Below are 10,935 nucleotides of genomic sequence, written 5' to 3'. Positions count from 1 at the left end.
CAAGTTGCGTCCGCCGCAGACCAGTTCTATTCCTTGGCCGCCTGAGCGATCGGCACTGCTCGCTTTCGCTCATGCGAACTTCCTTATTGCAACGGAGCCTCGCTGATTGCCAAGCTGATTCACCGTCAGTTTGGCAAGTCGATGTCGCTGGCCGCGGTGAGCCGGATCATGAAACTGCTCGGCTTTTCGGCGCAGAAGCCGCTCTACCAGGCATGGCAGCAAGATGCGGCCATGGTTAGGCGCTGGGAAACCGAGACGTATCCGCAGATCAAGGCCGAGGCACGCGCAACTGGGGCCATGGTGTACTTTGCCGATGAAGCCGGTATCCGGTCTGACTACCACACCGGTACCACCTGGGCGCCGGTTGGGGAAACGCCGGTCGTCACGGTGACTGGCCGCCGCTTCTCGCTGAATATGATTTCTGCCGTCAGCCCTCGCGGAGACTTCCGTTTCATGGTGCATGAGGGAACGGTGACCGCACCAGTGTTCAAGGACTTCCTGAGCCGCCTGATGATCGGGGCCACCAAGCCGGTCTTTGTCATTGTCGACGGCCACCCGATTCACAAGTCCCGGCTGGTGCAGGACTACGTGGAAGGACTCAACGGACAGCTTCGCCTGTTTTACCTGCCACCCTACGCGCCCCATCTCAACCCGGATGAGCAGGTCTGGGCGCACGTCAAGCGCCGCGTCAGCAAGCAGGCAGTCCAGGCTAAAGACGACATGAAGAAATTGGCGCTCGGCGCGCTACGCCGCATTCAGAAACTGCCGCGATTGGTGCGGTCCTTCTTCCAACAGCCTGAATGCCAGTACGCCAGCCAATGACTTTACTTTGAAGAAGGTTAGTACCTCCGGCGGCGTGACCGTCATCGAGGAAGAACAGGATATTGTGTATCGTGAGGCTGCCACCCACGGGGCTCCGACGCCCACGCCGGAGGCGGCGCCGGCATATTATGAGTGGCAACGTGAAGTCACCCCAACCGAAGTCCTTCTGTTCCGCTATTCCGCACTGACCTTCAATGGTCATCGGATCCACTACGACAAGCCCTATACCACAGAGGTGGAAGCCTATCCCAACCTTGTGGTGCACGGCCCCATGATCGCAACGCTCCTGATGGGACTGGCGAGTAGCCACCTCTCTGGAAAGCCGATCATCGAATTCACGTTCAAAGCAGTAAGGCCGACATTCCTGGGGGAAACGCTCACCGTTTGCGGCCAACCTTCAACGAACGGAAAGATCGTCGAGCTATGGGCCAAGGACCATGAAGGCTGGCTGACGATGTCTGCGCGGGCAGTTCTTGCCTAACCTCACCACTATGCCATGGAGACATGAAGATGCGTAACCCGAATGATAAATACGAAGATATCCGCGATGCGGTGCGCGCGCTGTGCGCCGAATTCCCGTCCGAATACTTCCGGAAAATCGACGAGGAACGCGGCTATCCGGAAGCCTTCGTCAATGCGCTCACGCAGGCCGGCTGGCTGGCCGCGCTGATCCCGCAGGAATACGGCGGCTCGGGCCTGGGCCTGACCGAAGCCTCGGTGATCATGGAAGAGATCAACCGCAGCGGCGGCAATTCCGGCGCCTGCCACGGCCAGATGTACAACATGGGCACGCTGTTGCGCCATGGTTCCGAAGAGCAGAAGCGCCTATACCTGCCGAAAATCGCCGGCGGCGAATTGCGCCTGCAATCGATGGCGGTGACCGAGCCGACCACCGGCACCGACACCACCAAGCTCAAGACCACGGCGGTGAAGAAGGGCGACCGTTATGTCGTCAATGGCCAGAAGGTATGGATCTCGCGTGTGCAGCATTCGGATTTGATGATCCTGCTGGCGCGCACCACGCCACTTGCCGAGGTGAAGAAGAAGTCCGAAGGCATGTCGATCTTCATCGTGAACCTGAAGGATGCGATCGGCAAAGGCCTGACGGTCAAGCCCATCCTGAACATGGTCAACCACGAGACCAACGAACTGTTCTTCGACAACCTCGAGATCCCGGCCGAGAATCTGATCGGCGAAGAGGGCAAGGGTTTCAAGTACATCCTCGACGGGCTGAATGCCGAGCGCACGCTGATCGCGGCCGAATGCATAGGCGACGGCTACTGGTTCATCGACAAGGTCAGCCAGTATGTGAAGGAGCGCGAAGTTTTTGGCCGGCCGATCGGCCAGAACCAGGGCGTGCAGTTCCCGATCGCGAAGGCCTACGTCAACATCGAAGCCGCGAACCTGATGCGCTACAAGGCATGTGAGCTGTTCGATGCGCACCAGCCATGCGGCGCCGAAGCCAACATGGCCAAGATGCTCGCCGCCGACGCGTCCTGGGAAGCGGCCAATGCCTGCCTGCAATTCCACGGCGGCTTCGGCTTCGCCGCCGAATACGATGTCGAGCGCAAGTTCCGCGAGACCCGGCTTTACCAGGTCGCGCCGATTTCGACCAACCTGATCCTGTCGTATGTGGCCGAGCATGTGCTCGGGCTGCCGCGTTCATTTTGAAGGGGATGATGATGCGACCGCTGGAAGGCATTACCGTCGTCACTCTGGAACATGCGATCGCCGCGCCGTTTTGCACCCGCCAGCTGGCGGACCTCGGCGCCCGGGTGATCAAGATCGAACGTCCCGGCGTGGGCGACTTCGCGCGCGCCTACGATTCACGGGTGCGCGGCCTGGCTTCGCATTTCGTCTGGACCAACCGCAGCAAGGAAAGCCTGACCCTGGATGTGAAGCATCCGGAAGCGCCGCCGATCCTGAAGAAGCTGCTGGATCAGGCCGATGTGCTGGTGCAGAACCTGGCGCCCGGCGCGGCCGAGCGGCTCGGGCTGTCGTATGAAGCGCTGAAGGATGCGCATCCGCGCCTGATCGTCTGCGACATTTCCGGTTATGGCGCCGACGGCCCGTATCGCGACAAGAAGGCCTATGACCTGCTGATCCAGAGCGAATCGGGCTTTTTGTCCATTACCGGCACGCCGGACGAGCCAGCCAAGGCCGGCTGCTCGGTGGCCGACATTGCCGCCGGCATGTATGCGTACTCGAACATCCTCGCGGCCCTGCTGCAGCGCGGCCGCACCGGCGCAGGCTGCAGGATCGATGTGTCCATGCTCGAGTCCATGGCCGAGTGGATGAGCTACCCGATGTATTACGCGATCGACGGCGCCGCGCCGCCGCCGCGCGCGGGCGCCGCGCACGCGACCATCTATCCGTATGGCCCGTTCCCGGCCGGCGATGGCAAGGTCGTGATGCTGGGCCTGCAGAACGAGCGCGAATGGGTCAGCTTCTGCGACGAAGTGCTGCGCCAGCCCGAGCTGGCGCGGGATCCGCGCTACGGCTCGAATGCGGCGCGCAGCGCGGCGCGCGCGGAACTGCGCGCACTGATCGTCGATGTGTTTTCCAAGCTCAGCGCCGAGGAAGTCATCGAGCGCCTGGACCGCGCGCAGATCGCCAATGCGCACATGAACACGATGCACGACCTGTGGGAGCATCCGCAATTGAAGGCGCGAGCGCGCTGGGCCGATGTCGCCACGCCGGCCGGCGAGGTGCCGGCGCTGCTGCCGCCGGGCGTGCCGAACACCTGGACCGCGCGCATGGACCCGGTGCCGGCGCTGGGCCAGCATACCGATGCGATCCTGAACGGCCTGGGCTACGGCGCGCAAGACATCGCGCGGCTGCACGCGGAAAAGGCTGTGTAGGAAAAACGAGATGGAGGAGACCATGATGCAGGAACATCCGAGCGCGACGCTTGCGCATTTCGCCGCGACGCTGCGGTTCGAAGACATTCCCGAAGCGGTCGTGCGCCGCGCCGAGGACCTGATGCTCGACTGGTTCGGCTCGACGCTGGCCGGCAAGGCCGGTCGTCCGGTGCAGATCATCGAGGCATTCGCGCGGCAGATGGGACCGGCCGACGGGCCATGCGAAGTGCTGATCTCGCGCGCCGGCACCACGCCGCTGTTTGCCGCGATGGTCAATGCCGCTTCCTCGCACTGGGCCGAGCAGGACGATGTGCACAACGGCTCGGTGTTTCATCCGGCCGCGGTGGTGTTTCCGGCGGTGCTGGCGCTGGCGCAAGCGAACGGGGCTTCGGGTCGGGAACTGCTGACGGCGGCAGTGGCGGGCTATGAAGTCGGCATCCGCGTCGGCGAATTCCTCGGCCGCTCGCATTACCGCATCTTCCATACCACCGGCACCGCCGGCACGGTTGCAGCCGCTGCCGCGGCGGGCCGCATGCTGAAGCTGACGCCGGAACAGATGCTCGATGCCTTCGGCTCGGCCGGCACCCAGGCCGCGGGCCTGTGGGAATTCCTGCGCGACGCGGCGGATTCGAAGCAGCTGCATACCGCCAAGGCCGCATCCGACGGCCTGATGGCCGCCTGCCTGGCGCAAGCCGGCTTCACCGGCGCCAAGCGCATCCTCGAAGGCAAGCAGGGCATGGCGGCCGGCATGTCCACGGACGCCGATGCCGCGCGCCTGACAGATCGGCTCGGCCAGCGCTGGGCCCTGGCCGAGACCTCGTTCAAGTTCCATGCCTCCTGCCGCCACACGCATCCGGCCGCCGACGCCTTGCTGCAGGTGATCAACGAGCATCATCTTCGTCCCGAGCAAATCGCCCGCGTCACTGCCCATGTGCACCAGGGCGCCATCGATGTGCTCGGCCCGGTCACGAATCCGCAGACGGTGCACCAGGCCAAGTTCTCGATGGGCACGGTGCTGGGCCTGATCGCGCAATTCCATGCGGCCGGCATGAAGGAATTCAATGACGCCTTTGACTACATCGCGATCCGTGCCTTCCGCGATCGGGTGACGATGCGGCTCGACCAGGAAGTTGACAATGCCTATCCGCTGCGCTGGATCGGCAAGGTCACGGTCGAGACGGTGGATGGTCAGCGTTTCGAAGGCCGGGTCGATGAGCCGAAGGGCGACCCCGCCAATACGCTGTCGCGCGAGGAACTGGAAAGCAAGGCGCTGCGCCTGGCCGAATTCAGCGGCGCGGCAAGCAGTGACGAGATGCGGGCGGCCTTCGAGCGGCTCTGGCATATCGCACGCGCTGATGTCGTCGGGCGCCTCCTGCCATGAAACGCTCCTATCTGTTTGTGCCGGCCAGCCGGCGGGAACGCTTCGAAAGGCGCTGGCCGCCGGGTCCGACGCGGTCATCATCGATCTCGAGGATGCGGTCGCGCCCACCGACAAGGGCGCGGCACGCGATGCGCTGTGGGCTGGCTGTTGGGCCTGCCTGCGGCGGCGATGTCGGTGGTGTATGCGTTCATCATTGCGGTCTCGGGCATCACGAAGATGAGCATCACTGGGCTGACGGTGGCGGTGATGCCGTGGCTGCTGACGATGCTGGCCTCCCTGGGTCTGGTGACCTACGTGCCCGAAATCTCGCTTGGCTGCCGCGCATGCTTGGCATGATGTGATGCCCTGCTGCCCCGCGTGATGCATGCGGACGCCGGTTTTGACCCGTCTTCATTGAGAGACGGGGAATTCGGGTGCCGCCAGCATTGCCTAACCACTTGGACATCTGCCCCGCCCCCACGCTCAATTGAGGAGTTCTGTACCTGAAACGGGAGCTACTCGCCCAACCAGCGCGCCGCGGGCCACTTTCCCCCGAGGATCGCATCCCGCATGCAGTCCTCGAGAAGTGCGACGACGCACCGCACGGGATTCGTCGTGAGGCGGTTGCCCGGCAGCGCCAAAACAATTTTCCGCATTACTCATAAGTCAGAAATATAGGCGACACTTGGATGCTTGAAGAACGCACGTACCAAGGCAGGATTTTGCTTGATTGCTTCGAGCTGCTCGTCGACGCGCTGCTGCATGCTCTCGCCAGCTTTGAGGGGGTTGCGCGCTACGCCAGTTCGTTTTGCATGACTCCACACCAATTCATCGGGATTGAGGTCAGGAGCATAGCCAGGCAGGAAGTGGAGTTGCAGTTTTCCGGCAAGTGATTGCACATATTCTTTCACTACTGCCTTCTTATGCGCAGGCAGTCCATCAACAATCAAATGCAGTGGTTTCTTTCGGCGATACATCAATTGGCGCAGCAAGTCCACGAACAATTCTCCCGTGAGTCCACCTTTATAGGTTGCAAACCAAAAGGCACCTTTGGAATTGACGGCGGACGCCGCGCTGATGCTCTGGCGCTGGCCAGGTCTATGAACCACAGGCGTTTCTCCACGCATGGCCCATGTCTTGCCGTGCACCGCATCAGCACGGAAGCCAGACTCGTCCCAAAAATAAATTTCGGCCTTTTGTGCCTTGGCCTGCTTGGCGATTGCCGGGTACGTCTCACGCTGCCAACGCTCGATCGCTTCGGGGTCACGCTGGTAAGCGCGCTCAAGAGGCTTCTGCGCAGTCAAGTTCAACCGGGCCAGCAACGCGCCTACCGATGCCAGGCTCAACCTGATGCCGAACTTCTCTTCGATCAACGTGCAAACGATACTGCGCGTCCACAATCCAAAGTCGAATCCATACTGGTTTGGATTCTTGCCGTTCACCCAGCGAAATACCTGGCGCTCTTGTTTGGCATCGAGTTTGCGAGGCCGCCCCGTACCCTTGCTCGCCTTCAGCTTGCGCAGCCCCGCGCCTTTCCCTTTTGCACGATCAAGCCACTTGTGAATCGTAGTCCGATTCATTCCATAGCTCGCGATAACGTCGCTCGGACTCTCGCCTTCGCGCACACGCTTAACGGCCATCAGCCGTATCGCCTCCTGCGCTTTTCGATCAAGTTGTCGGCCATCTATTTTCATACAATCTATGACCACCGCCAAATCCCGAAAGATCCCAAGGTGTCGACATATTTACTGACTTATGAGTAATGTAGGGTGTACCCGCAGAGTTGGAACCAGCCTTTGGCATCGGACTCGGTAATGTGGTCAATGGCTTGTGTGAGCGCTTCGTCAAGGGCTGTGCGAGTGCGGGCTTTAGCTTTTCGCAGACTGGCTTTGAGCTTGGACCAGCAGCTTTCGATGGGCGAGTAGTCCGGCGAGTATGGTGGCAGGTAAAGCAATTGCGCCCCCGCGGCTTCAATGGCTTCCCGGATGCCGCTGACCTTGCGGGTGCTGAGGTTATCCATGATGACGATGTCACCCGGCACCAGCGTCGGTACGAGCACCTGCTCCACATAGACCCGGAACACCGCGGTATCGGTGGCGCCATCCACCGACATGACGGCATCCAGGCCGGTACAGGACAGTGCCCCAAGGATAGTGACATTGCGCCCGAAGTTCTTTGGCACGGCATCCGGTACCCGTCGACCGTACAGTGCGCGGCCGTACCGGCGGCTCATGGCGATGTTGCAGCCGGACTCATCGACAAACTTCAGCTGTCGGCATGGGTACGCGGCGAGTTGTGCCCGGTATTGCTGACGTGCCAGTAGTACGGCCGCCGTGTCCCGTTCGCTGGCGTGAACGGTTTTTTTTTGCGCCGCATATGCATCCGCTGCAGCAGTCGATGCACGCAGCTCATGCTCACTGTCACGCCGCATTGCGTTTGCAAGCGCTCGGCAATCTCGGCCAGGGTCAAGTCGTTTTGCTCGGCCAGCCAGCGCTGCACCTGTTCGCCGGCTGCCGCATCGAGCAATCCCGGACGGCCGGCGCGCTTGCGGCCGGGTTCCAGCGCCCCGGTGCGGCGATACAGTCGCAGCAACTTCTCGACAAACGCCTGGCTGACACCAAAGAAGCGCGCAACTTGTGCCTGTGAGGCTGTGCCACGCTCACAGGCCTGAACGACTTTACGTCGTAGGTCCACGGAATAAGCAGCGCCCATGATGGTCTCCTCAAAATGGCAAAGCTTGTGGTTAGACTGCTTTAATCCCGCTGCATTCCACCGTCTAGCATTCCGACAACCGCGCTAGAGCGTGGAAGCGTTCAAGTTACTGGCGAAGGATACGCGCGTTGTAGGAAGTGAAATTTCTGTTCGAAACGGTCGATCTCCGGCCAGAGCTTGACTAGCCCGGCCTTCGTCTCGCTGCGGCAAGAGCGCTGGCCCGGTTTCGAAGCCGGGCCTCTTGATTAGTGCCGCCGGCGCTACTGAACCGTTTTACACGGGGGCACCGGGGGGCACCGCCAAGACTTTCTCGACGGCCAGCGCAAACGACAGGAGCGCATTGTCCGCCCCGCTGATGCCATCGAACTCAAGGCCAACCGGAAGCCCCTCCACCGTGCGGCCGGCCGGTATAGTTACACCAGGTGCGCCAACCACGGCCGCGGTGCAGGTATTGCGTATCAACGCAAGAGCTTGCGGATCACGCTTACCGCTGCTGTCCTCGGCAAGATCTCCGCCTTCCTTTATAAATGGCGCCACAATCGGCTCGGTCGGAAAAGCGATGAAGTTCACATCGTTCGCTCGTAATGTGTCTTCATAAACTTTCGCGAGCTGCGGCCTGGCCACGTTGCGTACATGCGCAATCATCTGTGGCGTCGCATTGATTGCGGAAAGCCTCTTGTAAAACGCCTTTACATCAGGGCTGCGGATACCGTCGATCAGACCGGCCGCTGTCATGCCGATCTGCCTGCTCGCTAAATATTGCTCAAGGTCAGTCCGCACCGAAATCTCGAATATGGTCAAATTCATCTTTGCGGCGGAGCGGGCAAAGTCGCCCAAATCGATATCGACCAACACCACACCTTCACTGTGCAGTTTCAGCAGCGCCTGCTCAATCACGCGCTGTACGCCCGGCTCGAGGTTCTCATAAAAATAAGCTCGCGGAACACCGATGCGTATCCCTTTCAATGAGGTGAGTTTATGCAATGCGGAGCCGGTTACGACGGAATGTACGAGCGCGATGTCTTCCACGCTACGTGCCAGCGGGCCGATCGTGTCGAGGTCCAGTGCCAATGGAAGCACGCCCTGGTCCGAATACAGCTTTCTACGCCCGGTGATACTGATAGAAGGTCTGAATCCGGCGACCCCGCACAGTGCCGCCGGAATGCGGGCTGAACCCGCCGTGTCAGTGCCAAGCGCAAGCGGCACGAAGCCGGCTGCAAGCGCAGCCGCGGAGCCGCCACTCGACCCTCCCGGAATTCGTTTCTGGTCGATCGGATTGCGCACCGCGCCGTAGCCCATGTTGCTTGAAGTCGCGCCCTTGGCGAGTTCGTGCATATTCGTCTTGCCGAACACGTAGGCGCCATTCTGCAATAGCAGATTCACCACTTGAGCGTTCTGCTTCGGCAGGTTGACTTCCAGTACAGGCGTGCCGCCGGTAGTCGGAAAGCCGATCGCGTCGATATTGTCCTTGAGAGCCACCGGCAAGCCGGCCAGTGGGCCGAGCTTTTCGCCGTTGCCGCGCATGACGTCCACCCTGCGCGCGCTTTCCAGTACCCGATCTTTATTTATCCACGTAACCGCATTGAATCCGCGCGTCGATTCGTAGCGCGCGAGCAGGTGCGATGCGTACTTTTCCGCACTCAGGGAACCGTCATTGATTTGTCTCGCTGCCGCGGCCGCTGACAAAGCAGTGAGGTCGTCCGTGCTGTCAGACATGGAGGCACACCCGTTCATCATTGCTGCGGCCGCACCACTGGTTGCGATCGGAATTGCCAGTCCCGCCTTCAGCACGCTACGGCGTTTTACGCTGACCACTTGCTGCTGTTCTTCTTTTCCCACTGCCATCACGTCTCCTTGTTGCATTGAAACCGATCTGTCATTCCATTGGCATGTCATTCGTGACGGCCGCTTATTTTTCCGCCGGCCGAACCTCCGGTGCCGGTTCGCCGACATGATCGATGGTCAGCGGCTTGAGTTCGCGATCGTCGAAATACAAGCGGAACTGTTTCGGCCAATAGTGGCCGGAGTTCTCGTGAATGAAGTATTTAGGTATGGCCTTGTTGAGATCGATCTCGCCATAGACAATGCCTTCCTCATCCAGCCCCAGCGGTCCGGCAAGGACTTTACCGCTCCCAGGCTCGATGATCGCGCTCCATGCCTCGGATTTTTGCTGTGTTTTGTCGATACCCAGCCGGTCGAGAACATCCTGGCCGACTACTAACTGGCTGCATATGACGAAGGTGTTATAGGCGAGCGCATGGTACCGCGAGCAGATTTCGGCCAACGATATATCGGCCAGCGTGAAGCCAAGCCAAGACGCGACGTGTATTTGTTCGCCCATCGCGGCCAGCGAATACCCAGGCAATGCCATCGTGTGTTCGCCGCAGATCAGTCCACCCAGTTTGCCGATGTCGGTGTCATACACTTTGTGCGTACTCCCATCGCCGTCGCCCCAGACCAGTTTTTCCGGGCCGGTCGGCTTGAATTTGCGGTGCTTGCCTATGATGTGTCCCTCGGGGTCAAGATAGAGCAGCGTGTTGTAGAGAGATTTTCCGGCGCGTTCATTGATACCGATGACGACATAGGCGCCAGCCCTGCGCGCAGCCTCACCCAGGCGCGTGGTAGCCTCGCTCGGAACCTCCACCGAATTCTGAAAGAGTTCCGCCGAAAACTTCGCCCCTTCGCGCATCGGCAGGTGCCATGCCCAATAGGGGCCGCCGGGGATGAACGTCTCCGGAAGCACAATCAGTTTCGCACCGTTTTTTCCTGCTTCATCGATCAAGGCACATGCCTTGTCGACACTGGCTTCTCGGTTCAGAAAAACAGGCGCCGCCTGCACCGCAGCGGCCTTGAATACCGGCAGTTTGTCAGCCATGCTTGTCGCTCCTCGTTGGATTGGTAATGAAGGAATGAAGCGGGCCTGACTGCGGCGCTCGACGCGCGCAGCATGGCTCCGATGAATGAGGCAACCGTGTGAATTACCCGGTATTACTGGGTATCCTTCACCTTCTCGAAGGTGTCGATCACCACAGGGACGTAGCGGCCTCCCTGCTTCTCGATCTTTGCAATGTAAATGCTTTGCGGTTCCGTTGCAATAAGGGGCATCTGTTAAAGTCGGCGATTTGATCGGGACGATTATCGATGAACGAGGCCTTACGCAAAGTGCTCAAGCGACTGCAC

At 60.6% G+C, this 10,935-nt stretch carries 9 protein-coding genes and 3 pseudogenes; 7 read left to right on the top strand and 5 right to left on the bottom strand.

The features are described from left to right. Positions 1-99 precede the first annotated feature (99 nt). The 7 genes and pseudogenes from V8Z74_RS25565 to V8Z74_RS25535 all read left to right on the top strand — a co-directional run. A pseudogene (locus V8Z74_RS25565) lies at positions 100-822 on the top strand (IS630 family transposase); the annotation flags it as partial. A gap of 34 nt (positions 823-856) precedes the next feature. Further along, the gene (locus V8Z74_RS25560) at positions 857-1,303 is read left to right on the top strand and encodes an HTD2 family dehydratase (protein WP_502879611.1); all 447 of its coding nucleotides are present in this window, start codon (positions 857-859) and stop codon (positions 1,301-1,303) included. Positions 1,304-1,332: 29 nt separating this feature from the next. After that, positions 1,333-2,493, top strand: a complete 1,161-nt coding sequence (locus tag V8Z74_RS25555) for an acyl-CoA dehydrogenase family protein (protein ID WP_349712177.1) — start codon at positions 1,333-1,335, stop codon at positions 2,491-2,493. An 11-nt stretch (positions 2,494-2,504) separates the two neighbouring features. Beyond that, positions 2,505-3,683 carry a CaiB/BaiF CoA transferase family protein gene (locus V8Z74_RS25550; protein WP_349712185.1) on the top strand — a complete coding sequence of 393 codons (1,179 nt, stop codon included), beginning with the start codon at positions 2,505-2,507 and terminating at the stop codon, positions 3,681-3,683. 25 nt (positions 3,684-3,708) lie between these two features. Then, positions 3,709-5,064, top strand: coding sequence for an MmgE/PrpD family protein (locus V8Z74_RS25545; protein ID WP_349712183.1), 1,356 nt, complete (start codon positions 3,709-3,711; stop codon positions 5,062-5,064). Then, positions 5,061-5,209 (top strand): annotated as a pseudogene (locus V8Z74_RS25540) (aldolase/citrate lyase family protein); the annotation flags it as partial. The gene V8Z74_RS25545 and the pseudogene V8Z74_RS25540, both read left to right, overlap by 4 nt. Positions 5,210-5,253: 44 nt before the next feature. Continuing rightward, a pseudogene (locus V8Z74_RS25535) lies at positions 5,254-5,405 on the top strand (C4-dicarboxylate ABC transporter permease); the annotation flags it as partial. 297 nt (positions 5,406-5,702) lie between these two features. On the opposite strand, the gene V8Z74_RS25530 reads toward V8Z74_RS25535, so the two are convergent. From V8Z74_RS25530 to V8Z74_RS25510, 5 genes are all read right to left on the bottom strand, one after another. After that, positions 5,703-6,737, bottom strand: coding sequence for an IS630 family transposase (locus V8Z74_RS25530; RefSeq protein ID WP_349712174.1), 1,035 nt, complete (start codon positions 6,735-6,737; stop codon positions 5,703-5,705). A 59-nt stretch (positions 6,738-6,796) separates the two neighbouring features. Continuing rightward, the gene (locus tag V8Z74_RS25525) at positions 6,797-7,363 is read right to left on the bottom strand and encodes an IS630 family transposase (RefSeq protein ID WP_349712180.1); all 567 of its coding nucleotides are present in this window, start codon (positions 7,361-7,363) and stop codon (positions 6,797-6,799) included. Next, on the bottom strand, positions 7,309-7,755 hold the full coding sequence (locus tag V8Z74_RS25520) for a helix-turn-helix domain-containing protein (RefSeq protein WP_349712172.1): 447 nt from the start codon (positions 7,753-7,755) through the stop codon (positions 7,309-7,311). The genes V8Z74_RS25525 and V8Z74_RS25520 overlap by 55 nt, the downstream gene beginning before the upstream one ends. Positions 7,756-8,028: 273 nt before the next feature. Then, positions 8,029-9,600, bottom strand: coding sequence for an amidase family protein (locus V8Z74_RS25515; RefSeq protein ID WP_349712171.1), 1,572 nt, complete (start codon positions 9,598-9,600; stop codon positions 8,029-8,031). A gap of 64 nt (positions 9,601-9,664) precedes the next feature. After that, positions 9,665-10,630 (bottom strand): carbon-nitrogen hydrolase family protein, encoded by a 966-nt coding sequence (locus V8Z74_RS25510; RefSeq protein ID WP_349712169.1) that lies wholly within the window; start codon positions 10,628-10,630, stop codon positions 9,665-9,667. Positions 10,631-10,935: the final 305 nt, after the last annotated feature.

The organism is Comamonas sp. w2-DMI (assembly GCF_040187735.1).
Classification (GTDB): Bacteria; Pseudomonadota; Gammaproteobacteria; order Burkholderiales; family Burkholderiaceae_C; genus Comamonas; species Comamonas terrae.
Note: the sequence above shows the minus strand (reverse complement) of the source record. Positions and strands in the feature narration are given on the sequence as shown.

Coding starts and splice junctions, on each gene's coding strand:
- V8Z74_RS25555 (WP_349712177.1), top strand. CDS start 1,333: ATGCGTAACCCGAATGATAAATACGAAGATATCCGCGATGCGGTGCGC.
- V8Z74_RS25550 (WP_349712185.1), top strand. CDS start 2,505: ATGCGACCGCTGGAAGGCATTACCGTCGTCACTCTGGAACATGCGATC.
- V8Z74_RS25545 (WP_349712183.1), top strand. CDS start 3,709: ATGCAGGAACATCCGAGCGCGACGCTTGCGCATTTCGCCGCGACGCTG.
- V8Z74_RS25530 (WP_349712174.1), bottom strand. CDS start 6,737: ATGAAAATAGATGGCCGACAACTTGATCGAAAAGCGCAGGAGGCGATA.
- V8Z74_RS25520 (WP_349712172.1), bottom strand. CDS start 7,755: ATGGGCGCTGCTTATTCCGTGGACCTACGACGTAAAGTCGTTCAGGCC.
- V8Z74_RS25515 (WP_349712171.1), bottom strand. CDS start 9,600: ATGGCAGTGGGAAAAGAAGAACAGCAGCAAGTGGTCAGCGTAAAACGC.
- V8Z74_RS25510 (WP_349712169.1), bottom strand. CDS start 10,630: ATGGCTGACAAACTGCCGGTATTCAAGGCCGCTGCGGTGCAGGCGGCG.